Annotated in this window: 24 protein-coding genes and 3 tRNA genes; 14 read left to right on the forward strand and 13 right to left on the reverse strand. The window is 72.0% G+C overall.

Going from position 1 to position 26324, the window contains the following annotated elements:
* Window positions 1-58: 58 nt before the first annotated feature.
* Complete coding sequence (locus tag IE272_RS03390; RefSeq protein WP_050361372.1) at window positions 59-400, forward strand: ApeI family dehydratase; 342 nt, start codon at window positions 59-61, stop codon at window positions 398-400.
* Window positions 397-915 carry a 3-hydroxyacyl-ACP dehydratase FabZ family protein gene (locus IE272_RS03395; RefSeq protein WP_229897192.1) on the forward strand — a complete coding sequence of 173 codons (519 nt, stop codon included), beginning with the start codon at window positions 397-399 and terminating at the stop codon, window positions 913-915. Before IE272_RS03390 ends, IE272_RS03395 begins: the two co-directional genes overlap by 4 nt.
* Window positions 916-1131: 216 nt before the next feature.
* Here the strand turns inward: IE272_RS03395 and IE272_RS03400 are convergent, their stop codons facing one another.
* Window positions 1132-1377 (reverse strand): acyl carrier protein, encoded by a 246-nt coding sequence (locus IE272_RS03400; RefSeq protein WP_190006221.1) that lies wholly within the window; start codon window positions 1375-1377, stop codon window positions 1132-1134.
* A 287-nt stretch (window positions 1378-1664) separates the two neighbouring features.
* Here IE272_RS03400 and IE272_RS03405 point away from each other — a divergent pair, with 287 nt between their 5' ends.
* On the forward strand, window positions 1665-2771 hold the full coding sequence (locus IE272_RS03405; RefSeq protein ID WP_190006326.1) for a PP2C family protein-serine/threonine phosphatase: 1107 nt from the start codon (window positions 1665-1667) through the stop codon (window positions 2769-2771).
* Window positions 2772-2918: 147 nt separating this feature from the next.
* Here the strand turns inward: IE272_RS03405 and IE272_RS03410 are convergent.
* The 3 genes from IE272_RS03410 to IE272_RS03420 form a co-directional block, all read right to left on the reverse strand.
* Window positions 2919-2992 (reverse strand) — tRNA-Ile (locus IE272_RS03410).
* A gap of 234 nt (window positions 2993-3226) precedes the next feature.
* Window positions 3227-3299, reverse strand: a tRNA-Asn gene (locus tag IE272_RS03415).
* 5 nt (window positions 3300-3304) lie between these two features.
* Window positions 3305-3377 (reverse strand) — tRNA-Asn (locus tag IE272_RS03420).
* A 182-nt stretch (window positions 3378-3559) separates the two neighbouring features.
* Between IE272_RS03420 and IE272_RS03425 the strand changes: the two genes are divergently transcribed.
* From IE272_RS03425 to IE272_RS03440, 4 genes are all read left to right on the forward strand, one after another.
* Window positions 3560-3865 (forward strand): hypothetical protein, encoded by a 306-nt coding sequence (locus IE272_RS03425; RefSeq protein WP_032791199.1) that lies wholly within the window; start codon window positions 3560-3562, stop codon window positions 3863-3865.
* Window positions 3866-3931: 66 nt separating this feature from the next.
* Window positions 3932-5383 (forward strand): FGGY family carbohydrate kinase, encoded by a 1452-nt coding sequence (locus IE272_RS03430; RefSeq protein WP_190006222.1) that lies wholly within the window; start codon window positions 3932-3934, stop codon window positions 5381-5383.
* A gap of 157 nt (window positions 5384-5540) precedes the next feature.
* Window positions 5541-7274, forward strand: coding sequence for an ABC transporter ATP-binding protein (locus tag IE272_RS03435; protein WP_057662538.1), 1734 nt, complete (start codon window positions 5541-5543; stop codon window positions 7272-7274).
* Window positions 7274-9202: an ABC transporter ATP-binding protein gene (locus IE272_RS03440; RefSeq protein WP_190006223.1), complete on the forward strand. Its 1929-nt coding sequence runs from the start codon at window positions 7274-7276 to the stop codon at window positions 9200-9202. Before IE272_RS03435 ends, IE272_RS03440 begins: the two co-directional genes overlap by 1 nt.
* Before the next feature lie 14 nt (window positions 9203-9216).
* Here IE272_RS03440 and IE272_RS03445 read toward each other — a convergent pair whose 3' ends face one another.
* The 5 genes from IE272_RS03445 to IE272_RS03465 all read right to left on the reverse strand — a co-directional run bounded on the left by IE272_RS03445 (window position 9217) and on the right by IE272_RS03465 (window position 16412).
* Window positions 9217-10308: an RNA polymerase sigma factor gene (locus tag IE272_RS03445; protein ID WP_190006224.1), complete on the reverse strand. Its 1092-nt coding sequence runs from the start codon at window positions 10306-10308 to the stop codon at window positions 9217-9219.
* A gap of 208 nt (window positions 10309-10516) precedes the next feature.
* Entirely contained in the window at window positions 10517-12433 is a 1917-nt protein-coding gene (dnaG, locus tag IE272_RS03450) for a DNA primase (protein ID WP_190006225.1), read from the reverse strand.
* A 94-nt stretch (window positions 12434-12527) separates the two neighbouring features.
* Entirely contained in the window at window positions 12528-13787 is a 1260-nt protein-coding gene (locus tag IE272_RS03455; RefSeq protein WP_050361379.1) for an NAD(P)/FAD-dependent oxidoreductase, read from the reverse strand.
* Between the two features lie 124 nt (window positions 13788-13911).
* Entirely contained in the window at window positions 13912-15261 is a 1350-nt protein-coding gene (locus IE272_RS03460; RefSeq protein ID WP_050361380.1) for a deoxyguanosinetriphosphate triphosphohydrolase, read from the reverse strand.
* A gap of 110 nt (window positions 15262-15371) precedes the next feature.
* Entirely contained in the window at window positions 15372-16412 is a 1041-nt protein-coding gene (locus tag IE272_RS03465; RefSeq protein WP_229897193.1) for a sirohydrochlorin chelatase, read from the reverse strand.
* Window positions 16413-16651: 239 nt separating this feature from the next.
* Here IE272_RS03465 and IE272_RS03470 point away from each other — a divergent pair, with 239 nt between their 5' ends.
* Window positions 16652-17476 carry a SanA/YdcF family protein gene (locus tag IE272_RS03470; protein ID WP_190006226.1) on the forward strand — a complete coding sequence of 275 codons (825 nt, stop codon included), beginning with the start codon at window positions 16652-16654 and terminating at the stop codon, window positions 17474-17476.
* A 101-nt stretch (window positions 17477-17577) separates the two neighbouring features.
* On the opposite strand, the gene IE272_RS03475 is transcribed toward IE272_RS03470, so the two are convergent.
* The 3 genes from IE272_RS03475 to IE272_RS03485 form a co-directional block, all read right to left on the reverse strand.
* Window positions 17578-18063 carry a gamma-glutamylcyclotransferase family protein gene (locus IE272_RS03475; RefSeq protein ID WP_056706796.1) on the reverse strand — a complete coding sequence of 162 codons (486 nt, stop codon included), beginning with the start codon at window positions 18061-18063 and terminating at the stop codon, window positions 17578-17580.
* The gene (gene cutA, locus IE272_RS03480; protein WP_050361383.1) at window positions 18060-18401 is read right to left on the reverse strand and encodes a divalent-cation tolerance protein CutA; all 342 of its coding nucleotides are present in this window, start codon (window positions 18399-18401) and stop codon (window positions 18060-18062) included. The genes IE272_RS03475 and cutA overlap by 4 nt, the downstream gene beginning before the upstream one ends.
* Window positions 18402-18472: 71 nt before the next feature.
* On the reverse strand, window positions 18473-19099 hold the full coding sequence (locus tag IE272_RS03485; protein WP_190006227.1) for an NADPH-dependent FMN reductase: 627 nt from the start codon (window positions 19097-19099) through the stop codon (window positions 18473-18475).
* A 96-nt stretch (window positions 19100-19195) separates the two neighbouring features.
* On the opposite strand from IE272_RS03485, the gene IE272_RS03490 reads away from it, so the two are divergent.
* From IE272_RS03490 to IE272_RS03505, 4 genes are all read left to right on the forward strand, one after another.
* Entirely contained in the window at window positions 19196-20008 is an 813-nt protein-coding gene (locus IE272_RS03490) for an aminotransferase class IV family protein (protein WP_057662551.1), read from the forward strand.
* A gap of 106 nt (window positions 20009-20114) precedes the next feature.
* Entirely contained in the window at window positions 20115-20585 is a 471-nt protein-coding gene (locus IE272_RS03495) for a DUF5990 family protein (protein ID WP_056706801.1), read from the forward strand.
* 419 nt (window positions 20586-21004) lie between these two features.
* Window positions 21005-21550, forward strand: coding sequence for a GVDTG sorting domain-containing protein (locus IE272_RS03500; RefSeq protein WP_032791214.1), 546 nt, complete (start codon window positions 21005-21007; stop codon window positions 21548-21550).
* Window positions 21551-21630: 80 nt separating this feature from the next.
* Window positions 21631-22278 carry a class F sortase gene (locus IE272_RS03505; RefSeq protein ID WP_190006228.1) on the forward strand — a complete coding sequence of 216 codons (648 nt, stop codon included), beginning with the start codon at window positions 21631-21633 and terminating at the stop codon, window positions 22276-22278.
* A 3-nt stretch (window positions 22279-22281) separates the two neighbouring features.
* On the opposite strand, the gene IE272_RS03510 is transcribed toward IE272_RS03505, so the two are convergent.
* Entirely contained in the window at window positions 22282-23073 is a 792-nt protein-coding gene (locus tag IE272_RS03510; RefSeq protein ID WP_098892639.1) for a TSUP family transporter, read from the reverse strand.
* Between the two features lie 211 nt (window positions 23074-23284).
* Between IE272_RS03510 and nirB the strand changes: the two genes are divergently transcribed.
* A complete protein-coding gene (gene nirB / locus IE272_RS03515) occupies window positions 23285-25873 on the forward strand; it encodes a nitrite reductase large subunit NirB (RefSeq protein WP_057662559.1) in 2589 nt (862 codons plus the stop codon).
* Complete coding sequence (gene nirD, locus IE272_RS03520; RefSeq protein WP_056706806.1) at window positions 25873-26232, forward strand: nitrite reductase small subunit NirD; 360 nt, start codon at window positions 25873-25875, stop codon at window positions 26230-26232. The genes nirB and nirD overlap by 1 nt, the downstream gene beginning before the upstream one ends.
* Window positions 26233-26324: the final 92 nt, after the last annotated feature.

Raw genomic sequence — 26324 nt, forward strand, 5'->3', positions numbered from 1 at the left:
CCCGCACCGCGCCTCCGGACGTCGCGTCCCGCGCGGAACGATCAACGAGAGGAGAGCCATGACCGCTGCATCTGCAGCATCCGTCGCGGTCACGCACCGGGCGAGCCTGGAGCCCCTGTTCGCCGACGACTGTGCCGACTTCCCCCTGCTGCCCGGGGTCAGCGTGCTGGAGTACGCCCGCACGACGGCCGAAGCGCATCTGCCCGCCGAGGGCCTGCGGCTCCGTGCGGTGGACCGGGTGCGGTTCACCGGCGTGGCGTTTCCCGGGGAGGAGCTGACCGTCGAACTGGAGTGGACGCCGGTGGGTGAGGACGAGTGGGCCTGCGTGGCCGTCGTGAGCACCGTCCGGGGGAAGGCGTCGTCCGCCCGCCTGCGCTACGTCGGGGAGGCCGGCCGGTGATCGAGCTGGACGGGGTACGCCGGCTGCTCGCGCCCCGCCGGCCGATGACCCTCGTGGACCGGGTGCTGGAGGTCGTGCCGGGCGAGCGGATCGTCGCGGTGAAGGCCGTCACCGGCAACGAGCCGTGGTATGCGCGGATGCCCGAGGACACTCCCGCCGGACAACTCGCTTATCCGCCCACCCTGTTGATCGAGTCATGGGGACAGGCCGCCGGGATCCTGGCCGACCTGAGCCACGAGGGTCCCAAGGGGGTGCTGCTGCTCGCCGGCGCGGCCGACGTGGAGTTCCACCGCCCGGTCCTGCCCGGCGTGCTGCTGAAGCATCGGGTGAGACTCGTGCGGATCGTCAGGGAACTCGTGGGCTTCGAGGGAGAGATCCTGGTGGACGGCGAGGCCGTGGCGTCGATCGGGCAGCTGACGATGGCCTACAGGCCCGATGACGTGCTCCGGCAGTCCGGCCCGACGGCCCCGGCAGCCACTACGGCCACGGACCGGCCCGGCGAGCCCGCGGCCTGAAAGCCGGGAAACGGAACCCGGAACACATTCGGGGCGGCCACCGGCGCCGGCCGCCCCGGACGTTCCACCAGGCCGACGGGAATCGCCGGCCAGAACGGAACGCCGACCCGCATCCGTTAAATGAGGACGATCCGGGTGACTTTCCATGGAACAACATCAAGGAATTCGCTCTGGAGCGAGCGGTACCGCAGTCAGCTCAGCCGTGGGGAGCCGCCCTCAGGCAAGCTTCGCCGACAGCAGGTCGTAGGTGCCGCGCAGGCAGGTGAGCTGCCCGAACTCGGACTCGTGCAGCTTCACGCCGTACTTCTTCTCCAGGACGATCACGATCTCCAGGGCCAGCAACGAGTCGACCTTGAGGTGCCGCACGAAGTCGGCGTCGTCGGTGACCGCCGACGGCTCGACGTCCATGGCCCGGGCAAGAGTTCCGCGGAGATCTTCCTTGTCCAGCACGGCAGTCGTCATGATCACGCCTCTTTCTCCGGATACCCGTCGACAGCTCGTCAGGGGTAGGACAGATGGGGCCTCAGCGTAGAGGGAAACGGCCCGGCCGAAGGAATTGCATTCAATAAACGAAAGCGATGCCGTGCCTCTCCGAGGGCCGTCCTCCGACGAGAGCCGTCCACCCGTGATGTCGCCTCCGGGGCGGGCCGCAGCGACCGGCGGGGCGCGGCGGCCGCACGGTCGAGCGTGCCTAACGTACGAGGCAGCGCACTGTCTGCCCGGGAGGTTCCGTGCCCCGTAAACATCTGATGAAGCTCGCTCGTCCCGGCGAGGCCATCGAACCGCCGCGCGACACCGAGGTCGTGATCGCCGTAGCGGTGGTGACCGTCCTGGTGCTGGCCCTCGGAGCCCTGTCGGAGTCCCTGGTGTGGCTTCTCGGGCTCCTCGTGTTCCTGCCGGGGGCGGCGTCCGCCCTGTGCACCGTGCGCCAGACGACGTTCGTGTCCGCCTGGACCGTGGCCGTGGTCATCGTCACCGTGGTTCTCCGCGACGGTGACGGACTGCCGTGGCTCGACAGGATCCTCATGATGCTCCTCACCCTCGCCCTGGGTGCGGCCTCCGTCTACGGGTGCCACCGTCGGATCGGCCGTGAGCAGGAGATGCTGCGGATTCGTTCCACCGCCGCCGCCATGCAGCGCCACATCCTGCGCCCCCTCCCCATGCTCACCGACGACGTCCTGGTCGACGGCGTGTACGAGCCCGTGCAGGAGGACCGGCTCGTCGGCGGCGACATCTACGACGTCGTCACGTCTCCCTGGGGAACACGGGTACTGATCGGCGATGTCCAGGGCAAGGGCCTGCCGGCGGTCGGCGCCGCCTTCGCCGTCATCGGCGCCTTCCGCGCGACGGCCCACCGGGAGCCCACCCTGACCGCGCTGGTCGATGCCCTGGACGCCTCTGTCGTACGGCACAACTCCTACGCGGCACAGACCGGCGACGACGAACGTTTCGTCACCGCGCTCATCGTCAACGTCGACGCGCACGAGGAGGTTCAGGCCATCAACTGCGGACACGTTCTGCCGCAGGTACTCAGGGACTCCGGCGTCATCACGCCGGCGCTCACCTCCGGCGTACCCCTCGGCCTCGCCGAACTCGCCGCCGAACCCGCCACCGTGGACTGGTTCGCCTTCCCGCCCGGCGCGACGCTCCTGCTGACCACGGACGGGCTCACCGAGACGCGGGCTGCCGACGGCGCGTTCTACCCCGTCGCAGAAAGCCTCGCCCAGCGCGTCTCGCTCGCTCCCACCGACCTGCCGCGGGCTCTCTATGACGACGCGCGCACGTTCGCCGGGAAGGAGGACCGGCACGATGACGTGGCCATCCTGTCCGTGCGACGATCGCCCTACCGCTTGTGACCACGAGCCACTCGATCGGCGCACGGAACCGAAGACCCGGCCATGACCGGCACGAGGCGCTTGCCGAAAACGCGGAGAGGCCCCCACCTGCATGGGGGCCTCTCCGCGTTTCGGCAGGCCAGAACGATTCTGCCTGGGGACGCTCGGTGGGGCGGGTGGGACTCGAACCCACGGCCGACGGATTATGAGTCCGCTGCTCTAACCGGCTGAGCTACCGCCCCGTTTCGGCGTGGCGCGTACAAGTGTGCGCACCGTCTGCCGCAGCATAGCCGGTCATACGATCTCTCGCTTCGGATGGCCGGCTTCACCTGATCTTGAGGACGGCGCTGCGTGCTGCCCGGTTGCAGGCGAGATCAAGGAGACCCGAAAGAGTCACTCGGAGGGCCCTCGGGCGCCCCGGGAAGACCTCGGCCGGGCACGCGAAAGAGGACCCCGAAGGGCCCTCTTCCGTTCCGCTCCCCCGACTGGACTCGAACCAGTAACCCTCCGGTTAACAGCCGAATGCTCTGCCAATTGAGCTACAGGGGATCGCGCTCCCCCGACTGGACTCGAACCAGTAACCTGCCGGTTAACAGCCGGCTGCTCTGCCAATTGAGCTACAGGGGATTGCTGCGTCGCTGCGAAATCTTACCTGCCTGGCGGCTGCCGGGCGGCGCGCGTTCGCTGCGACACATACATTAGCGCAAGCAGGGGGGTGCTCCGCCAATCGGTATCGCCCGGGGTGATCTCGGGTGCTCGCGGGTAGGCGGGCTGCACACGTCGCACCAAGCGTAGGAAGGGTGGCAGCCATGCGGTACCGGCTCACGTTCATCGCCGGAGTGGCCCTCGGTTACGTGCTCGGCACGCGAGCCGGGCGCGAGCGTTACGAGCAGTTGAAGAAGTCGGCCCGGCAGTTCACGGAGAACCCCGCCGTGCGCAACGCCGCCGAGAGTGCCGCGCACAGCGGACGGGACTTCGCGGGCAAGGCGTACCACTCGGTCAGCGAGAAGGTCGGGGACAAGGTGCCCGCCTCCGTCGCCGAGCGGGTCCGGTCGCTGCGGGACCGCAGCAGCCAGAACGGCTTCGAGGACGACTGGGGGACCACCAACACCTAGGACCCGGGGTCCTGCCGCGTACGGCGGCGGTTACCGGTAAGTCGCGGGGTGCGGCAGAATCTCCCCATGGGCATAGTCGCGGGGTTGGACAGTTCTTCCGCCTTCACTCACATCGTCGTCTGTGACACGGAATCGGGCGCCGTGCTCCGGGAGGGGTACGCCGCTCATCCGGTCGAGGCCAAGGCCACCGAGGTCGATCCGCAGGCCTGGCTGCTCTCGCTCGGCAAGGCGGCCTCCGGCGGGCTGCTCGAAGGCGTGCAGGCCATCGGGGTCTCGGCGCAGCAGCACGGACTGGTGCCGCTGGACCAGCAGGGCAACCTCGTGCGCCCGGCCCTGCTCGGCAATGACCGGCGGGCCCAGGTGGCCGCGGCCGATCTCGTCGACGCGCTGGGCGGGCGGGGGGCCTGGGCGGAAGCCGTCGGGGCTGTTCCGGGGGCCGCGCAGCCGGTGGCGAAGCTGCGCTGGCTGGCGCGGACCGAGCCGGAGAACGCCCAGCGGGTGGCCGCCGTCCTCCAGCCGCACGACTGGCTCGTGTGGCAGTTGCTGGGCCGGCCCGCCCGGCGGACCACGGACCGGGGCGCGGCCTCGGGCACCGGGTACTGGTCGGCCGGGTCCGCTTCGTACCGGCCCGACCTGGTCGAGCTGGCCCTCGGCCACTCCGCCGGGCTGCCCGAGGTGCTCGGCCCCGCCGACTCGGCCGGGATGACGCCCGAAGGGCTGCTGATCTCCGCGGGCACCGGCGAGACCATGGCCGCGGCCTTCGGGCTCGGGGTCGCGGTGGGCGACGCGGTGGTGTCGCTGGGGGCCTCCGGGTCCGTGATGGCGGTGCACCACGAGGCGCTCGCCGACCCGAGCGGGATGATCACCTCGTTCGCCGACGCCACCGGGATGCATCTGCCGGTGGTGCACCTCTCCAATGCCGTGCGTGCGCTGCGCGGGACCGCCGAGATGCTGGGCGTGGAGGGGATCGAAGAGCTTTCGGCCCTGGCGCTGAAGTCGACGCCCGGAGCCTCCGGCCTGGTGCTGCTGCCGTATCTGGAGGGCGAGCGCACCCCGCAGCTCCCGCACACCGCGGGCACCCTGAGCGGGCTGCGGCGCGAGTCGATGAAGCCGGAGCATCTGGCGCGGGCCGCGTTCGAGGGGATGCTGTGCTCGCTGGCCGACGCCCTCGACGTACTGCGTGGGCGGGGGGTGGAGGTGCGGCGCGTCTTCCTGCTCGGCGCCGCCGCCGAGCTGCCCGCCGTACAGGCCCTGGCTCCGGCGGTGTTCGGCACCCAGGTCGTGGTGCCGCAGCCCGCCCAGTACGCGGCGATCGGCGCGGCCCGGCAGGCGGCCTGGGCGCTCGGGGTCTCGCAGGGCTCCCTCGACCCGCGCACTCCCCCGGCCTGGCAGGGCGCGGCGGCCCAGGTGCTGGAGCCCGGCGACGAGCTGGCGGTCGGCGGTGCGGTGCGTCAGCAGTACGCGGCGACCCGGGACCAGATTCACCCCGGGGCCTTCGGTGGAGCACACCCGGAGTGAGCCCGGGCGGGGGCGCGGGTCCGTGACGCCGGAGCGCGTGGGGCTTCCCCGCGCGCTCCAGGTTTGACCTGGGCTTGGCGAAAAAGGTTCGCCCTCGGAGTACGGCGTACGCGAAACTGGGGCGGCCTCTGCCTCCCGCCGATTCCGAGAGACCCGCGTGCTCATAAAACTCCTGCGGGCCCATCTGGGCCCGTACAAGAAACCCATCGTGCTGCTGGTGTTCCTCCAGCTGCTCCAGACCTGCGCCACGCTGTATCTGCCCAGCCTGAACGCCGACATCATCGACAACGGTGTCGTCTCGGGCGACACCGGCTACATCCTGGAGTTCGGCGGTCTCATGATCGCCGTCAGTGTCGTTCAGGTGCTCTGCAACGTGGGTGCCGTGTACTACGGGGCCCGGACCGCCTCCGCCCTCGGGCGCGATGTGCGGGCCGCCGTCTTCGACCGGGTGCAGTCCTTCTCGGCCCGTGAGCTGGGGCGTTTCGGGGCGCCCTCGCTGATCACCCGGACCACCAACGACGTCCAGCAGATCCAGATGCTGGTGCTGCTGGCGTTCACCCTGATGGTGTCGGCCCCGATCATGTGCGTCGGCGGCATCATCATGGCGCTCGGCCAGGACGTGCCGCTCTCCGCGGTGCTGCTGGCGGTCGTGCCGGTGCTCGGTGTCTCGGTCGGACTCATCGTGAAGAGGATGCGGCCGCTGTTCCGCACCATGCAGGAGCGGCTGGACGGGGTGAACCGGGTGCTGCGCGAGCAGATCACCGGCAACCGGGTCATCCGCGCCTTCGTCCGCGACGGGTACGAGGAGGAGCGCTTCCGGGGTGCGAACACCGAGCTGACCGATGTGTCGGTGGCGACCGGGCGGCTGATGGCGCTGATGTTCCCGACCGTGATGACGGTGGTCAATCTGTCGTCGGTCGCGGTGGTGTGGTTCGGCGCGCACCGTATCGACAGCGGCGGGATGCAGATCGGCGCGCTGACGGCGTTCCTCGCCTATCTGATGCAGATCGTGATGGCCGTGATGATGGCCACCTTCATGTTCATGATGGTGCCGCGCGCCGAGGTGTGCGCCGAGCGCATCGAGGAGGTGCTCGGGACCGATTCGAGTGTCGTGCCGCCCGTCGCGCCGGTGACCGAGTTGCGGCGGCACGGGCATCTGGAGGTGCGGGGCGCCGAGTTCCGCTACCCGGGCGCGGAGGAGCCGGTGCTGCGGGCCGTGGAGCTGGTGGCCCGGCCCGGGGAGACCACCGCGGTCATCGGGTCGACGGGCAGCGGGAAGTCCACGCTGCTCGGGCTCGTACCCCGGCTGTTCGATGTGACGGACGGCGAGGTGCTGGTCGACGGCGAGGACGTGCGGACGCTGGATCCCGCGCTGCTGGCGAAGACGGTGTCGCTGGTGCCGCAGAAGCCGTACCTCTTCTCGGGGACGGTGGCGACGAACCTGCGGTACGGGAATCCGGACGCCACCGACGAGGAGCTGTGGCACGCGCTGGAGGTGGCGCAGGCCAAGGAGTTCGTCGAGGCGCTGGAACACGGGCTCGACGCGCCGATCGCGCAGGGCGGCACCAATGTGTCCGGCGGTCAGCGGCAGCGGCTCGCCATCGCCCGGACGCTGGTGCAGCGCCCGGAGATCTATCTGTTCGACGACTCGTTCTCCGCGCTGGACTACGCGACCGACGCCGCGCTGCGGGCGGCGCTGGGGCGGGAGACGGCCGGGGCGACCGTGGTGATCGTGGCGCAGCGGGTGTCCACCATCCGTGACGCGGACCGGATCCTGGTGCTGGACGAGGGCCGGGTCGTGGGGACCGGCACCCATCACGAGCTGATGGACGGCAATGAAACATACCGGGAGATCGTGCTCTCCCAGCTGACGGAAGCGGAGGCCGCGTAATGGCCGGTCCGGGCGGACGGATGATGGCCGGCGGCGCGCCCACCGACCGGTCGATGGATTTCAAGGGGTCGAGCAAGCGGCTGCTGAAGCGGTTCGGCCGGGAGAAGTCCTCGCTGTATCTGATGCTGGCAGCGGTGACGGCGAGCGTCGCCTTCTCGGTGGCCGGTCCGAAGATCCTCGGGAAGGCGACCGACCTGATCTTCGCGGGTGTGGTCGGGCGCGGAATGCCCGACGGCACGACGAAGGCGCAGGCGATCGAGGGGCTGCGTGAGAAGGGCAGCGGCTCCATGGCCGACATGCTCTCGGGGGTGAACTTCACCCCGGGCGAGGGCATCGACTTCGGGGCGGTGGGGAACGTCCTGCTGGTGGCCCTGGCGGTCTACGCCGGGGCCGGGCTGCTGCTGCTGGCGGCGACGCGGCTGTCGATCCGGGTGATCAACCGGATCGTGTTCCAGTTGCGCGAGGACCTCCAGACGAAGCTGGCGCGGCTGCCGCTGTCGTACTTCGACCGGGCCAAGCGCGGTGAGGTGCTGAGCCGGGCGACGAACGACATCGACAACATCTCGCAGACGCTCCAGCAGACGTTGGGGCAGTTGATCAACTCCCTGCTGACGATCGTCGGCGTGCTGGTCGTGATGTTCTGGATCTCGCCGCTGCTGGCCCTGGTCGCGCTGGTGACGGTGCCGCTGTCGGTGGTCGTGGCGACGCAGGTCGGCAAGAGGTCGCAGCCGCAGTTCGTACAGCAGTGGCGGGTGACGGGGAAGCTCAACGCCCACATCGAGGAGATGTACACCGGGCACACCCTGGTGAAGGTCTTCGGCCGGCAGGAGGAGTCCGCGCGGGACTTCGCCGAGCAGAACGACGCACTGTACGAGGCGGGGTTCAAGGCCCAGTTCGCCAGCGGGGTCATGCAGCCGCTGATGTTCTTCATCTCGAACATCAACTATGTGCTGGTCGCGGTGGTGGGCGGGCTCCGGGTCGCCTCGGGCACGCTGTCGATCGGTGATGTGCAGGCGTTCATCCAGTACTCGCGGCAGTTCTCGATGCCGCTGACGCAGGTCGCCTCGATGGCGAACCTGGTGCAGTCCGGCATCGCTTCGGCGGAGCGGGTCTTCGAGCTGCTGGACGCCGAGGAGCAGGACGCGGACCCGGAGCACGGCGAGCGCCCGGAGCGGTTGGAGGGCCGGGTCTCGCTGGAGAAGGTGGCCTTCCGCTACGACCCGGAGAAGCCGCTGATCGAGGATCTGTCGCTGAGTGTGGAGCCGGGGCAGACCGTCGCGATCGTCGGTCCGACCGGCGCAGGCAAGACGACGCTGGTCAATCTCCTGATGCGGTTCTACGAGGTGACCGGCGGGCGGATCGCGCTCGACGGGGTCGACGTGGCGAAGATGTCCCGGGACGATCTGCGGTCCTCCATAGGCATGGTGCTCCAGGACACCTGGCTGTTCGGCGGGACGATCGCGGAGAACATCGCGTACGGCGCTTCGCGCGAGGTCACCCGGGAGGAGATCGAGGAGGCGGCCCGGGCGGCGCACGCGGACCGGTTCGTCCGGACGCTGCCCGACGGGTACGACTCGGTGATCGACGACGACGGCGCCGGGGTCAGCGCGGGCGAGAAGCAGCTGATCACCATCGCGCGGGCCTTCCTGTCCGACCCGGTGATCCTGGTCCTCGACGAGGCGACCAGCTCGGTGGACACCCGGACCGAGGTGCTGATCCAGAAGGCGATGGCGCGCCTGGCCCACGGGCGTACGTCGTTCGTGATCGCGCACCGGCTCTCCACGATCCGGGACGCGGACGTGATCCTGGTGATGGAGAACGGCTCGATCGTCGAGCAGGGCACGCACGAGGCGCTGTTGGCGGCCAAGGGCGCCTATGCGCGGCTGTACGCGGCCCAGTTCGCCCAGGCGCTGGCCGAGGTGGACTGAGCGGACCGGGTGGATCAGTCGAGGTAGCCGCGGAGTTGGTCGGCGAAGGCGTGGTCCCGCAGCCTGCTGAGGGTCTTGGACTCGATCTGGCGGATGCGTTCGCGCGTCACGCCGAAGATCCGGCCTATCTCCTCCAGGGTGCGGGGCCGCCCGTCCTCCAGGCCGTACCGCAGTTGGACGACCTTGCGTTCGCGCTCGCCGAGGGTGGAGAGCACCGCCTCCAGGTGTTCGCGCAGCAGGAGGAAGGCTGCGGACTCGACGGGCGACGCGGCGTCGCCGTCCTCGATGAGGTCGCCGAAGGAGACGTCGTCCTCCTCGCCGACGGGGGCGTGCAGGGAGACGGGCTCCTGGGCCAGGCGGAGGACTTCGGTGACCCGCTCGGGCGTCAGGTCGAGCTCGCCGGCGACGTCCTCGGGGCTGGGCTCGACGCCGCGTTCCTGGAGCATCCGGCGCTGGACCCGCACCACGCGGTTGATCAGTTCCACGACATGGACCGGGACGCGGATGGTGCGGGCCTGGTCGGCCAGCGCGCGGGACATGGCCTGCCGGATCCACCAGGTCGCGTACGTGGAGAACTTGTAGCCCCGGGCGTAGTCGAACTTCTCCACGGCCCGGATCAGTCCGAGGTTCCCCTCCTGGACCAGGTCGAGCATGGTCAGCCCGCGGCCCACGTAGCGCTTGGCGACGGAGACGACGAGGCGGAGGTTGGCCTCGATGAGGCGGCGTTTGGCCGTACGGCCCATCACCACCAGCCGGTCCAGGTCCCCGGCGAGGCGGGAGTCTAGGTCGGGGGTGCCCGCGAGGCGTTCCTCGGCGAAGAGCCCGGCCTCGACGCGGCGGGCGAGTTCGACCTCCTCGGCGGCGGTGAGCAGCGTGATGCGGCCGATCTCGCGCAGATACTGCCGGAACAGGTCGGAGGTGGGGCCGCCGGAGTCGGCCCGGTTCCTCGGCTCCGGAGGGTCGGGGAGGTGCGTCGCTTCCACCATGACTGCCTCGGGTGCGTATCCGGGCGGGCCGGCTGTGGTCTCCGGGTGGTGCAGCGACCTGTTCTGCGCCGGGATGGCCGCGATGGGCTCGGTCGTGGTCGTCACGGTCCGGGTCTGCACGGGGGCGACCTCCAGGTGATCGCTGCCGGATGACGGGGGGGTGGAGGTCGGTCCGGCCCCGAGATGCTCCCCTGCGGACCGGCGTGCTCCGATGACTCAGACATTCCCCAGTGTGGGGTACGACACACGACTGTCACGAGGGGCGTGCGGGGACTTTCTGGTTCCGGTCCGTCACCGGCCGATTACCGCGGCCGGGTGACGGGTGGGCTCAGAGCGCGGCGGCGCCGTGGGCGCGCAGGGACTGGGCGTACTGCTGGAGCACCCAGACCTCGTTCTGCGCGGCGGCCAGGTCCTGGGGCGCCACATGGCTGCCGAGGCGGGCGAGGCTGCCCTGGACGTCGTTGATGCGGCGGTCCACGGCGCGCAGCCGGACGTGGACGAGCTGCATGCCCGCGTACGTCTCGTCGATGGTCTTGCCGATGAAGACCTCGACGGCGAGCTCGGTGACGAGGCTGCGGACGGTGTTGTCGGGGGCAGCGTCCATGACGGCGACCAGATACTCGCGGTTGTCGGCGAGGCCCTGTTCGGCGCCACCCGCCTCCTCGATGCAGCGGCGCACGGCGGCATAGGGCGGGGCGGTGAACTCGTCCACGCCGTACGCGTCGAAGGCCGGGGAGACCAGGGCGGGCTTCTGGAGGGCGAGCTTGAGCAGCTCGCGTTCGGTGCGGTGGGCGGGGCTGCGGAGGTTGAGCGCCGGTCCGGAGAAGCCGGGGGCGGTCTGCTGCGGGGCTGCGCCCCGCGGGGCCTGGGGGCCGCCGCGACGGGCGCCGCGCTCCGCGTTGTCGCCGCCCTTGTCCCGGGCCCAGCGGGCGAGCTGGGCGACGCGGTGGACGACGAACTCCTGGTCGAGGATGCCGACGAACCCGGCGAGCTGGACGGCGACCTCGCGCTGCACGCTGCTCGTCTTGATCTTGGCGACGACGGCGGCGGCCTCGTCGAGGGCGGCGGCGCGGCCGGCCGGGGTCTCCAGGTCGTACCGGCCGACGATCTGGCGCAGGGCGAACTCGAAGAGCGGGGTGCGCGGCTCGACCAGGTCGCGTACGGAGTCGTCACCCTTGGCGAGCCGCAGGTCGCAGGGGTCCATGCCGTCCGGGGCGATGGCGATGTACGTCTCGGCGGCGAACTTCTGGTCGTCCTCGAAGGCGCGCAGGGCGGCCTTCTGCCCTGCCGAGTCGCCGTCGAAGGTGAAGATGACGCGGGCGCTGCCGTTGTCCATGAGGAGGCGGCGCAGGATCTTGATGTGGTCGTTGCCGAAGGCGGTGCCGCAGGTGGCGATGGCGGTGGTGACCCCGGCGAGGTGGCAGGCCATGACGTCGGTGTAGCCCTCGACGACGACGGCGCGGCTGGCCTTGGCGATGTCCTTCTTCGCCAGGTCGATGCCGTACAGCACCTGGGACTTCTTGTAGATCGGGGTCTCGGGGGTGTTGAGGTACTTCGGGCCGTTGTCGTCGTCGCGCAGCTTGCGGGCGCCGAAGCCGACGATCTCCCCGGCGGTGTCGCTGATGGGCCACATCAGCCGGCCGCGGAAGCGGTCGATGGGGCCGCGGCGGCCGTCCTGGGAGAGGCCGGAGGTGATCAGTTCCTTGTCGCTGAAGCCCTTGCCGCGCAGATAGCGGGTGAGGTGGTCCCAGCCGGCCGGGCTGTAGCCGACGCGGAAGTGGGTGGCGGCGTCCTGGTCGAAGCCGCGCTCGGCGAGGAACTTCCGGCCGATCTCGGCCTCGGGGCTCTCCAGTGCGCGGACGTAGAACTCGGCGGCGGCCTGGTGGGCCTCGATCAGCCGGATGCGTTCGCCGCGCTGGTGGGAGGGGTTGTAGCCGCCCTCCTCGTAGCGCAGGGTGATGCCCGCCTTGGCGGCGAGGCGCTCGACCGTCTCCGAGAAGGAGAGGTGGTCGATCTTCATCACGAAGGCGATCGTGTCGCCGCCCTCCTGGCAGCCGAAGCAGTGGAACAGGCCCTTGCCGGGGCTGACCTGGAAGGAGGGGGACTTCTCGTCGTGGAAGGGGCAGAGACCCTTGAGGTTTCCGCCGCCCGCGTTGCGCAGCTGGAGGTATTCGGACACGACGGAGTCGATCGGGACCGCGTCCCGTACCGCCTTCACGTCGTCGTCGTTGATCCTGCCAGCCACGTGTGAAGTCTACGGGTGGGCGCGGACAGTCGGACGCCCGGCAGGAGCCTCTCCGGTGCGCGGGCGGTGCCCGCCCGCACCCCGGAGAGGATCCTCAGAGCAGGGAGTCCAGCGGAACCGACGGGTCGGCGAGGGCTTCCGGGTCGTGCTGCTGGCGGGCCCGGACGATCTCCTGGATCGTTTCGGTGACATCCCACACGTTGACGTTCATCCCGGCGAGGACGCGGCGGTCCTTCAGCCAGAACGCGATGAACTCCCGCTTCCCGGCGTCGCCCCGGATGATCACCTCGTCGTAGGAGCCGGGCGGGGCCCAGCCGGAGTATTCGAGGCCCAGGTCGTACTGGTCGGAGAAGAAGTACGGGACGCGGTCGTAACTCACGTCCTGGCCGAGCATGGCGCGGGCGGCGGCCGGTCCGCCGTTCAGGGCGTTCGCCCAGTGCTCGACGCGCAGCCGGGTGCCGAGCAGCGGGTGGGCGGCGGCGGCGACGTCCCCGGCGGCGTAGATGTGCGGGTCGGAGGTGCGCAGGGAGGCGTCCACGGCGATGCCGCCGCCGTGGGCGCGGTCGGCCATCTCCAGTCCCGCGGCCTCGGCGAGGGCGGAGCGCGGGGCGGCGCCGATCGCGGCGAGCACGTCGTGGGCGGGGTGCTCCTCGCCGTCGTCGGTGCGGGCGGCGAGCACCATGCCGTCCTGGCCGATGATCTCGGTGAGGCGGGCCCCGAAGTGGAAGCGGACGCCGTGCGCGCTGTGCAGTTCGGTGAAGATCTGGCCCAGCTCGGGGCCGATGACCTGGTGCAGCGGGGTGGGCTCGGCTTCGACGACGGTGACCTCGGCCCCGTAGCCGCGGGCGGCGGCGGCGACCTCCAGGCCGATCCAGCCGGCCCCGGCGATGACCAGGTGGCCGTTGTCGCGGCCGAGGGCGGCGAGCACGTTGCGCAGCCGGTCGGCGTGGGCGAGGCGGCGCAGGTGGTGGACGCCGGCCAGTTCGGTGCCGGGGACGTCGAGGCGGCGCGGTTCGGAGCCGGTGGCCAGCAGCAGCTTGTCGTAGTGGATGACGGTGTTGTCGCCGAGCTGCACGGTCTTCGCGTACCGGTCGAGCGCGGTGACCGGCTGGCCGAGGTGCAGTTCGATGTCGGCGCCCGCGTACCAGGCGCGTTCGTGGGTGAAGACGCTGTCGCGTTCGGCCTTGCCGTCCAGGTAGCCCTTGGAGAGCGGCGGCCGTTCGTAGGGGTGGTCGCGCTCGTCGCCGATGAGGATCACCCGGCCGGTGAACCCTTCGGCGCGCAGTGTTTCGGCCGCCTTCGCCCCTGCGAGTCCTGCTCCGACGATGACGAACGTCTGGTGTGCGTCGACCACTTGATGCCTCCTCAGTGCTGTGCTGCGCGGCGCCCCCAGCTGCGAGCGTCCCGCACGCAGCGTGATGGCGAAAGAGGGAGTGCCCGGGACAGGTCACCCCCAGTGGTCAGGTTCCAGTCTGCCGTCAGCCGCGACGGGCGGTCAGCGCGGCGTGCAGGGATCGCGCGGAGGCGTCCGTGAGCGCCGCGATCTGGTCGACGAGGACCCGCTTGCGGGCGTGGTCGTCGGGCGCCTGGTCGAACAGGGCCCGGAAGTGCGGTTCCAGGCCTTCGGGGGCGCGGGCGGTGAGGGCGGCGGCCAGCTCGGCAATCACGATGCGCTGGTCGGCGCGGATGGCCTCCTGCTCGGCGCGCTGCATGACGTACCGGTCGGCGACCGCCTTGAGCACCGCGCACTCGTGGCGCACCGCGCGCGGGACGACCAGCTCGGCGCCGTACCGGCCGAGGCGGCCGGGTCCGTACACCGCGCGGGTGGCGGTCTCGGCCTCCGTGCAGAAGCGGCCGATGAGCTGGCTGGTGGCGTCCTTCAGCCGGGCCTGGGCCACGGCGGAGCCGTCGTAGCCGTGCGGCCACCAGTCCTGGTCGATCAACCGGTCCAGGGCCTCCGACAGCTCCTGCGGGTCGGTGCCGGCCGGGACGTAGCGGCCGATGGCGACCGCCCAGATCTCCTCGCGCTCCGGCTCGGCGTAGAGGCAGTTGGGGTCGATGTGCCCGGCGTGCAGCCCGTCCTCGAAGTCGTGCACGCTGTACGCCACGTCGTCGGACCAGTCCATGACCTGGGCCTCGAAGCAGGTGCGGTCCTCGGGGGCGCCCTCGCGGGCCCACGCGAAGACCGGGACGTCGTCGGCGTACACCCCGAACTTGGCGGAGTGCGGGTCGGTGGGGTGCGCGCCGCGCGGCCAGGGGTACTTGGTGGCGGCGTCCAGGGCGGCCCGGGTCAGGTTGAGGCCGACGCTGACCAGGTCGCCGGTGTGCGGGTCGCGGACGAAGCGCTTGGGCTCCAGGCGGGTCAGCAGGCGCAGGGACTGGGCGTTGCCCTCGAAGCCGCCGCAGTCGGAGGCGAAGTCGTTGAGCGCCTGTTCGCCGTTGTGGCCGAACGGCGGGTGGCCCATGTCGTGGGCCAGGCACGCCGTCTCCACCAGGTCCGGGTCGCAGCCGAGGACCGCGCCCAGCTCGCGGCCGACCTGGGCGCACTCCAGGGAGTGGGTGAGCCGGGTGCGGGGGCTGGCGTCCCAGACGAGGGAGCGGGTGCCGGGCGTCACGACCTGGGTCTTCCCGGCGAGCCGGCGCAGGGCGGCCGAGTGCAGGACCCGGGCGCGGTCGCGCTGGAAGGCGGTGCGGCCGGGGCGCTTGTCCTCCTCGGTGTCGAAGCGCTCGGTGTCGGCGGACCTGTAGGGGCTCGCCCCCCGTCCGCTCGGTGCGCTCTGTGCGCCGTGTGTCCGGTCTGCCCCGTGTGCGCCCTGTGTGCCGTCCATGGTTCCGACAGTAGCGACCGGGACGGACAACGTGGCGTGAGCGGGCCCGGATGTCAGGCGGAAGCGAGCAAGCTCACCGCGTCGGCCGGGGCTAGGGGGTGGCTTGTCGATCAGGCCGGATCAGGGAGCGGGGTCCGGTGCCGTGCATCGCAAGGCGGAGAAGGGAGTAATGGCGGAGCCATGGCGAGTGACGACAACGCGGCGAGGTGCGGTGCCGGACCCCGCGAGCCCGGCATGATCGGCAAGCCACCCCCTGGGGCCCCCTCCGGGGCGGACCGTGCCTGGTCGTAGCGGTGCAGTACGAGGCGGGCCATCGCCGGGTGGGCGCCGAGCGGGGCGGCGGCCCGGTGCGGTACGGCGTCGGCGCAGGCGCTCGCGAAGCGGCCGGGGGCGGTGAAGTACGAGGCGACGAAGGCCCGGTGGCGGCCCCGGGCGGCCAGCGCGCGCAGCGCGGCCGGGACGGTGGGCGTGGCGGCGGAGGCGTACGCGGGGACGACGGGCACGCCGAGGCGCGTCGCGAGCATGCCGGCGGTGCGCCGGGTGTCCTGGGCGGAGTCGGGGTCGCGGGATCCGGCGGCGGCGAGGACCACGGCGGCGCGCCGGCCGCCCTCGTCGGCGGGGTCCCAGCCGGCTTCGGCGAGCCGCCCGTACAGCGCCTCGACGAGCAGGGGGTGGGGGCCGAGGGGCGCGGCGATCCGGGTGCGTACGTCGGGGGCGGCGGCCGCCCTGGCGGGAAGGTCGCGCTTGACGTGGTGGCCGCGTCCCAGGAGCAGCGGTACGAGGACGGCGTCGGCCCCGCGCAGGCCGTCCAGGGTGTCCGGGAGCAGCGGCCGGTTCAGCTCGATGTGGCCGAGCCGGACGTCGAGGCCGGGGCGCAGGTCGCGCACCAGGTCCAGGAGGGCCAGCGCGGTGCGCAGGGCCTCCGGGTCGCGGCTGCCGTGTGCCACGGCGACCAGGGACGGGGCGGACGGGCCGCCGTCCTCGGCGGGGCGGTCGGGCTGCCGGGTGCGGTGCATGGGTCTGGGGGTTCCGTTCCGGGAGACGAGGCTGAGCTGGGCGCCGAGCCGGTCGGTGATGCGGGTGAGGAGTTGCGCGGTGCTGTCGGTCATCGGGGGCGACCGGTGAGGCTGTTCGGGGGCCTGCTCCGTCATGCACCGATGGTGCCGGGCGAAGGTTGCCGGGCCGTTGCGCGAGGGTCACAGGGGTTTTCCGCCGCCTCACGGTGGGGTCGGGGACGGTGTGCGTACGCCCGCGCGGTCCGCTCCCCCGCCGGTGTCGGACGCCACAACCGGGGCGGCCGGCGAACCTTTGCGGCATCCCGGTCGTCAGGTGGGGTGGGGGCACACGGCCCGCGCGCACCTGGCGCGGCGGGCGGACGGACTGACGACGGGTGGGGGTTCTGGTGCGTGGGAAGAGCGGGAAGGCCGGGGAGAGACGGAAGGCGCTGGGGCGGTGGCTGACGGAGCACCGGTGGCCGGCCCGTTCCGTGTCCCGGCTGCGGGCCGGGCTGCGGCTGTCCGCCCGGTCCCGGCCGACGTCGTGGCCGGTGCTGCGGCTGCCGCGCACGCGGCGGGTGCAACGGCGGCTGGTGCAGGGGCTGATGGCCGCCTGTGTGCTGGCCCTGGTGCCCGCGACCTGGATGCGGCTGGAGTCCGGCGACCGGGTGGGCACGACGGCCGAGGCTCCGGCGCGGGAGGTCGCCGTGGTGTTCGGCGCCGGGCTGTGGAACGGCCGGCCGACCCCGTACCTGGCGCACCGGCTGGACGCGGCGGCCGAGCTGTACCGCACCGGGAAGGTGAAGGTCGTCCTGGTCACCGGGGACAACAGCCGGGTGGAGTACGACGAGCCGGACGCGATGCGCACGTATCTCACCGGGCGCGGGGTGCCCGACGAGCGGATCGTGAGCGACTACGCCGGGTTCGACTCCTGGGACTCCTGCGTCCGGGCCAAGAAGATCTTCGGGGTCGACCGGGCGGTGCTGGTGAGCCAGGGCTTCCACATCCACCGGGCGGTCACCCTGTGCCGGTCCGCCGGGATCGACGCGTACGGCGTCGGGGTCGACGAGCCGCGGGACACCACCTGGTACTACGGCGGCGCCCGGGAGCTGGCGGCCTCGGGCAAGGCCGCGCTGGACGCCCTGCTCCGGCCCGACCCGCGTTTCCTGGGGCCGGAGGAGCAGGGTGTGACGGAGGCGCTGGCCACCGGGGCGCGCTGAACGGGCCCGCCCGAAGCACGGAACCGTCGCTCGGGACGAACCCGGCACCAGCGCTCCCCGCCGCGGGAGAGGTCACCGCTCCCCACCACCAAAATTCGTCCTCAACCGCCGGACGGGCGTGAACGGGTCCACCGCCCCTCGGGGATGAGGACGCCGCCGGTCCGCAGCGAGCGGGTGACGGCGGCCGCGGCGAGGTAGACCCAGGCCCGCACGGACTCCCCGCCGTCCGGGGCCCCCTGCGCCGGCAGCTCGACCTCGCGGACGACGCGTTCGTACAGGTTGCGCGGGTGGCCGGGGCCGAGGAACTCCTCCAGGTGGTCCAGCAGCCCGAGCAGCTCCCCGTAGATCCCGGGCGCGGCGACGAGCAGCGTGCCGTGGACGCGGCCGTGGCCCTCGATCGCGTACGGGTAGCCGGGGCCGTCGTAGAGCAGGGCCCGGGGCAGCACGGCCGGCCGCTCCCCCGCCGTGCGGCCCCGGAGGAACAGGTCGTGGTTGGGTTCGCCCGGCAGCAGCGTCCCGTACACGAAGAAGGGCAGCTCGGCGGAGACGGGGCCGCCGGGGGCGGTCGTGGTCACGGCCGCCGTCACAGGGCTGCCGGGGGCGCCGTCTCCGCCGTCACCCAGCCGAGGTAGCGGGCGCTGCCGCGGACCACCGGCAGGGCGATGATCTCCGGCGTCTCGTAGTCGTGCTCCCGCTGGAGGTGTTCTTCCAGTTCGTCGTAGCGTTCCGCCGTCGTCTTGAAGAGCACCTGCCACTCCTCGGTCGTCTCGATGGCGTTCTGCCACCGGTAGACGGAGGTGACGGGGGCGGAGATCTGCGCGCAGGCCGCCAGCCTGGCCTCCACCGCCGACCGGGCCAGGGCGTCGGCCTTGTCCTCGCTGTCGGTCGTGGTCAGTACGGTCAGCCATGCCGGCGGCGCTGTCATCGTCGGTCTCCTCACAGTACGGCGGGCTCCTTGCCCGTGGGCCTTCGATGCGATTGTCGGCCCCCAGCGGGTCAGGCGCCGTACGGACGGAGCTTGCGGGCGTCGCGCAGGGCGGTGCCCCACCACACCAGCTGGTCCAGCAGCGACTTGGCCGCCGCGTCGGCGGGCTCCGGGTCCAGATGGCGTCCCTCGTCGTCGAAGAGGGCGCCGGCGTTGTGGAAGGACACGGTGTCGCGGACGGTGACGGTGTGCAGTTCGGCGAAGACCTGCCGGAGCTGTTCGACGGCCCGCAGCCCGCCGGAGATGCCGCCGTAGCTGACGAAGGCGACGGGTTTGGCCTGCCATTCCGCGCTGTGCCAGTCGATGAGCGTTTTCAGTGGTGCGGGGAACGAGTGGTTGTACTCGGGGGTGAGGACGACGAAGGCGTCGGCCGCCGCGAGGCGCGAGGAGACCGCGCCGAGCCGCGCCGCCTCCTCGGGTCCGGGGCTGAAGGTGATCGCGGTGGGGAGGTCGGCCTCGGCGACGTCGACCAGGTCGGTCTCGACGCCGGGGTGGCTCGCCGCGCGGGCCAGGAACCAGTCGGCGACGACGGGACCGAAGCGGCCGTCGCGGTTGCTGCCGAGGATGACGGCCACCTTGAGGGGGGCGGGCTCGTTGACGGGCACGGTGGATGACGTGGATACGGCTGTGATGTCCATGGCTTCGACCTTTCCCCCTCAACCATGGTTGAGGTCAAGCGTGTCCGTCCGGAGCCTGCCCGATCCGGGTCCGGACGGCCCGCCTACGGTGGCCGCATGACGACGCACCGGCCGGACACGCCCCTGCCCCACATCGAGTTCGACGGCCGCCCGGCCACCGAGGAGGACCTGCGGATCCCCGTGCTGTACGGCTACGGCCACTTCACCGCCATGCAGGTGCGGGACGGCAGGGTGCGGGGCCTCGGGCTGCACCTGGCCCGGCTGGACGCCGCGAACCGGGAGCTGTTCGATCTGCCGGTGGACGGCGACCGGGTGCGGGAGCTGATCCGGCACGCCCTGGACGGCGCGGGGCTCCGGGACGCCTCGGTGCGGGTGAACGGCTACCTGCCGCCCGGCGCGACGCGCACGACCCTGATGGTGACGGTCCGGGAGCCCGCCGTCATGTCGGTCGAGGCGCGGAGCCTGATGTCGGTGCCGTACGTGCGCACGGTCCCGCACATCAAGCGGCCGGGCGAGTTCGGGCAGACGTACTACGGAAGCCGGGCGGGGCGGGCGGGGTTCGACGAGGCGCTGCTGACCGCGCCGGGCGGTGTGGTGACCGAGGGAGCGATCACCAACATCGGTTTCTGGGACGGGAGTTCCGTGGTGTGGCCCGGCGCCCCGGCGCTGGCCGGCATCACGATGACCCTGCTGGAGCAGGGGCTGGAGCGGGCCGGACTGCCGTCGGTGCGCCGCCCGGTGACGCTGGAGGGCCCGGACGGGGTGGAACGCTATCGGGCCGCCTTCGTCTGCAACTCGCAGGGCATCGCGCCGGTGCGGCGGATCGACCGCACCGCGTTCGCGGTCGACGAGAAGCTGATGGGAAAGCTGGGCGCGATGTACGACGACACCCCGGAGGACGCCGTGTGAGACACCCCGCGCGGGAGGGCGGAGCGACGCCCGGCGCGGGCCATGCGAGACGCCCCGCCCGGGAGGGCGGGGGCCGTCCGCTTCGGCCGTGCCGGACCATGGGGGCATGCAGATCCATATCGAGGCCTCAGCCCTCCCCGGACGCAGCTGCGGCCCGGACAGCGACTTCCCCGGGTACGCGAACATCCACGTCGGCGTCCAGCGCAAGGACCGGCCGGACGAGCTGCTCGGCCTGCACCCCGGGGACGCCCCCTCCGCCTCGTGGGTGCTCGACTGCACGGCCACCGCGACGGCGGACGGGATCGAGGTGACGGGGCCCTACGTCCAGAACCGGCTGGGCGGGCGGTTCGTCTATCTGTCGTGGGGCACAGTGGACGACGCCGGGGTCTTCACCATGTTCCGGCGCGCCAAGCTGATGTTCGCCGACATCGATCCGGACGTCCTCGAGGCCGCCGCACGCTCCGGACGTCTCACCGGGCGGCTCGGGCTCACCGACGCCAAGGGGCAGCCGCTGTGCGCCCGGGTGCGTCCGCCGCAGATCGTCTGGAGCGCCGCGGACGGGGCGGACGGAGCCTGAGGAGCCGAGGGCGGAAGCGGCCGGGGCGGTCGCGGCCGAGGGTGGTCGCGGCCGGGGGCGGATACGACACCGCCCCCTCCGGTCCAGGGGGGAGTGGACCGGAGGGGGCGGGTGCCGTGGGGGGCGGGGGGATCCGTCCCGTGGGGGGTGTCTTGCGTGTGCCCGGGGCCCGCGAGGTCATTCATGTGACCTGCGTCACACTCCGCGCGGGCGCCTCACCCGATCGGCACCCGCACCGGCAGCACGGACCGAACGGCCCAGCCGCACCGCCACGACCTGCGGCGATCTCTTCCGGCAAGGGTGCCGCGCCGGTCCGTACGGGTGAAAGCTGACCCCACGTCAGAAGGCGTGCCGGGCCCGGCCCCCGTTGGCTCGGGGACAGGACACACCCGCTCGCGCCGTCTGCCCGGAGGATCCCCATGCGCAGTCCTGCCCGCCTCGTGACCGGCACCGTCGGTGCCGCGTTCACCGTCATCGCGTTCGGTCTCACCGCCGCCGCTCCGTCCGCGTACGCGGGCGAATTCGGCCGTCTGGAGATCACCCCGTCGACCGCGGCCCCCGGTGCCACCGTCACCGTGAACACCACCGCCTGCGGCAAGAAGGGCTCGGGCATCGGCGACGCGAACTCCCTGGACGCCGGGGACTTCGAGGTACGCCCCGGCACCCACAAGGAGGTCGTGGTCGGCAAGTTCACCGTGCCGCACGACACCCGGCCCGGCACCTACGAGATCATCGTCTCCTGCGACAACGGCAAGGACGCGGTCGGCGATCTGGAAGTGATCGGCGGCGGCAAGCACGAGAAGCCCATCCACGACCGCCCGTCCGGCCATGTGCGGACCGGGGTCGGCGGCAGCGTCGAACCGAACTCCACGCAGGTCGCCCTCGGCGTCGGCGTGATCGGCCTGGCCGCCGTCGGCGGGCTGTGGCTGCTGCGCCGTCGCTCCGAGGGCGCCGAAGGAAGCTGAACCGCCGCTTCCCCCTGACCGGGCGGGGCGCGTCCCCGAGCGCGCCCCGTCCGCCCGGACCACCGACCGAGGACGACGCCGTGTCCGCAAGCGCGCAGAAGGCCAATGGCTGGCTGGTGGGCATCGCCGTGCTGTGCGGCATCTGGCTCATCCAGAACGGCCCCGGCGGCCAGCTGATCCCGCCGCAGCCCTCCAGCGCCCAGGCCTTCGCCGCCGGCCCCCAGCTCCAGCCCGGCTCCCCGGTCGCCGAACCGCTGAACCCCTCCGAGCCGGTCCGCATCCGCATCCCGAGCATCGAGGTGGACGCGCCGATGACCCGGCTGGGGCTGGCCGCCGACGGCAGCCTCGACGTACCGCCCGACGAGGACCGCAACCTCGCGGGCTGGTACGAGGACGGCGTCCCGCCCGGCGCGCGGGGCACCGCGATCGTCGCGGGGCACGTGGACAACGCGGACGGCCCGTCCGTCTTCTACGCCCTGGGGGCCCTGACCAAGGGGACCTCGGTCGAGGTCGACCGCAAGGACGGGCGCACGGCCGTGTTCTCGATCGACGCCATCGAGGTCTACGACAACGACGACTTCCCCGACCAGCGCGTCTACGGCGACTCCCCGCACGCGTCGCTCCGGCTGATCACCTGCGGCGGCGGCTTCTCGAAGGAGACCGGCTACCAGGGCAACGTGGTGGCGTACGCGCACCTCACCGAGGTGCGCCGAAACGACGGCCCGTGACCGTCACGCGTTCCACTGGTCGAAGCCCAGCTTGGCGACCAGCGAGAACACCACGGTCAGCAGCACCGCCCGGACGAAGCCGCTGCCCCGGCTCAGCGCCATCCGGGCACCGATCATCCCGCCCGCCAGGTTGAAGAGCGCCATCACGGCCGCGAGCTGCCACAGCACGGTTCCCTGGTACGCGAACATCGCCAGCGCCCCGGCGTTGGTGCACACGTTGACGATCTTCGCGGTGGCCGACGCGGTCACCAGGTCCAGGTGGAGCACGGCGCTCAGGGCCAGCACCAGGAAGGTGCCGGTGCCGGGCCCGAACAGCCCGTCGTAGAAGCCGATACCGCCGCCGACGAGCACGATCGCCGTGACGATCCGGGCCCGGGTGACCGGCCGGTCCGCGCCGTCGCCCTCGGTGGGCGCCCCGAAGGACGGGCGCAGCAGCACGAAGGCCGCGACCCCCAGCAGCACGACCATGATCACCGGGCGGAGCACCTCGCTGCTGATCCCGGCGGCGAAGAACGCCCCGGTCATCGAGCCGGCGAGCGCCATCAGCCCGACCCGCACCGCCAGCCCGACCCTTACCGGGGCTTTGCGCAGGAAGGTGACCGCGGCGCCCGAGGTGCCCACGATCGCGACGGCCTTGTTGGTGCCGAGCACATGGGCCGCCGGGACGTTCGGCAGGCCGAGCAGCAGCGCGGGCAGGAGCAGCAGGCCGCCGCCGCCCACCACCGCGTCGATCCAGCCCGCGGCGGCCGCGGCGAGGCAGAGGAGCACCAGCGTGGTCAGTGTTATGTCAGGCACGACCCGACATTAGACGCCTGTCGCCGGGGCTCTTCCCCAAGGGCCTCCCGTTCGGATCCGGCCTGATCCGAACGGGAGGCCCGAGGCCCCTCACAGAGCCCCGGCGCCGTCGCTGAGCGCAAGGTTCCGCCCGGGAAACAGGCGGGATGCGGCCGGGTAACACCTGCCGCCCACGCTCATGGCATGAGGACAACCGACGGAGGCCACTGAGATGCCGGAGCCCACCACCCCGAACGCCCTGGCGCACACCGCCGCTCCGACGATCGTGGTCGTCGGGCACGGCATGGTCGGCCAGCGGTTCCTGGAGGCCCTCGCCGACCGGGGGCTGACCCCGGCGGCCGGCGCCGCCCGGGTCGTCGTGCTCTGCGAGGAGCCCCGGCCCGCCTACGACCGGGTGCGCCTCACCTCGTACTTCGACGGGCGGAGCCCCGAGGACCTCTCCCTGGTGGAGCGGGACTTCATGGAACGGCACGGCTTCGAGTTGTACGTCGGCGACCCGGCGACGGGCGTCGACCGGGCGGGGCGGACGGTGACCGCACGGTCCGGGGCGGTGTTCCCGTACGACACGCTGGTGCTGGCGACGGGCTCGTACCCCTTCGTGCCGCCGGTGCCGGGGAAGGACGCCCGGGGCTGCTTCGTGTACCGGACCATCGAGGACCTGCTCGCGATCGAGGAGTACGCGAAGGGCGCGGCCACCGGGGCGGTGGTGGGCGGCGGGCTGCTCGGTCTGGAGGCGGCCGGGGCGCTGAAGGGGCTCGGGCTGTCCACCCATGTGGTGGAGTTCGCGCCCCGGCTGATGCCCGTCCAGGTGGACGAGGGCGGCGGCGCGGCGCTGCTGCGCACGATCGAGGACATGGGCCTCGCGGTGCACACAGGGGTCGGTACGCAGGAGGTGCTGGCGGGCGCGGACGGCGCGGTGACCGGGATGGCCCTCTCCGACGGCTCCTCGCTCGCGGTCGATCTGGTGGTCTTCTCGGCGGGCGTGCGGCCCCGGGACCAGCTGGCCCGGGAGTGCGGCCTGGCCGTCGGGGAGCGCGGCGGGATCGTCGTGGACGAGGAGTGCCGGACGTCGGACCCGGCGGTGTTCGCGATCGGCGAGTGCGCGCTGGCCGCCGACGGCCGGGTGTACGGGCTGGTGGCGCCGGGCTACGAGATGGCGCAGGCGGCGGCCGAGGTGATCGCGGGCGGCCGGTCGGCGTTCACGGGGGCGGACCTGTCGACGAAGCTGAAGCTGCTCGGCGTGGACGTGGCCTCGTTCGGCGACGCGCACGGGGCGGCCGAGGGGGCGCTCGACGTCGTCTACTCCGACGCCAGGGCGGGGGTCTACAAGAAGCTGGTGATCGGGCGGGACGGGACGCTGCTGGGCGGGGTGCTGGTCGGGGACGCGGACCAGTACGGCACGCTGCGGCCGATGACGGGCACGGTGCTGCCGGTCGCCCCCGAGCAGTTGGTGCTGCCGGCCGGGGCGGGCGGCCCGGTGGCGCTCGGCCCCTCCGCGCTGCCGGACGAGGCGGTGATCTGCTCCTGCCACAACGTGACCAAGGGCGCGATCTGCGAGCACACCACGCTGCCCGAGGTGAAGAAGTGCACCAAGGCCGGTACGGGCTGCGGCAGTTGCCTGAAGGTGATCGGTCAGCTGATGCCGCCGCCCGAGGACGCGGGGCTGTGCGGCTGCTTCCCGTACAGCCGCAGCGAGTTGTACGAGATCGTCCGCACCCTGGAGGTCACCTCGTTCGCGGAGCTGCTCGACTCGCACGGCCGCGAGGAGGCGCGCGGCGGGGACGGCTGCGAGGTCTGCAAGCCGACGGTCGGCTCGGTCATCGCCTCGCTCGCACCGACCGTGGGCGCGAGCGGCTATGTGCTGGACGGCGAGCAGGCGGCGCTCCAGGACACCAACGACCACTTTCTGGCCAACCTCCAGCGCAACGGGTCGTATTCGATCGTGCCGCGCATCCCCGGCGGCGAGATCACCCCGGAGAAGCTCATCGTCATCGGCGAGGTGGCGCGCGACTTCGGCCTCTACACGAAGATCACCGGCGGCCAGCGCATCGACCTCTTCGGCGCCCGGGTCGACCAGCTGCCCCAAATCTGGACCCGGCTGGTGGACGCGGGGTTCGAGTCCGGGCACGCGTACGGGAAGTCGCTGCGGACGGTCAAGTCCTGTGTGGGGCAGACCTGGTGCCGCTACGGCGTGCAGGACTCCGTGCGGATGGCGATCGACCTGGAGCTGCGCTACCGGGGCCTGCGCTCCCCCCACAAGCTGAAGTCGGCGGTCTCCGGCTGCGCCCGCGAGTGCGCGGAGGCCCGGGGCAAGGACTTCGGGATCATCGCCACCGCCCAGGGCTGGAATCTGTACGTCGGCGGCAACGGCGGGGCCACCCCGCGCCACGCGGACCTGCTGGCCCAGGATCTCTCGGACGCCGAACTGGTGCGGCTGATCGACCGGTTCCTGATGTTCTACATCCGTACCGCCGACCGCCTGGAGCGCACCTCCGCCTGGCTGGAGCGGATCGACGGCGGCCTGGACCACGTCCGGGACGTGGTCGTCCACGACTCGCTGGGGCTCTGCGAGGAGCTGGAGCGGATGATGACCGACCATGTCGCCGGATACCGCGACGAGTGGGCCGAGACCATCAACGACCCGGAACGGCTGCGGCGCTTCGTCACCTTCGTCAACGCCCCCCACGCCCCCGACCCCTCGGTGAAGTTCGTTCCGGAAAGGGACCAGATCAAGCCGGATCTGGAACTGCTCGCGGGACCCGTGCTCGCCGTCCGCACCCTCGAAGGGACCGCATCCTGATGACCACCGCGACGATCACGACGGCACAGGGCACCGGATTCGTCCGGCTCGCCCACGGAACGGACTGGCTGACGGTCTGCGACCGGGCCCTGCTGACCCCTGGGCGGGGCGTGGCGGTGCTGCTGCCGGACGGGGACCAGGCGGCCGTCTTCATGGACCGGGCCGGTCAGGTGTACGCGATCGGCAACCGGGACCCGTTCACCGGGGCGTACGTCCTCTCGCGCGGCCTGCTCGGCTCCGCGGGCGGGCGGCCGTTCGTGGCCTCCCCGCTGCTGAAGCAGCGCTTCGACCTGGCGACGGGCGCGTGCCTGGACGACGAGGGGGCGGCGGTGCCGGTCTTCACCGTACGGACGGACTGACCGGCTCCGGGGGCGGCCGGGTCGCGGAACGCGGCCTGTGCAACTCCTCCGCCGCCCGTTCACCTGCTCTCGACGCTCCGTCAACTCTGCTC

The organism is Streptomyces anulatus, assembly GCF_014650675.1.
GTDB lineage: Bacteria > Actinomycetota > Actinomycetes > Streptomycetales > Streptomycetaceae > Streptomyces > Streptomyces anulatus.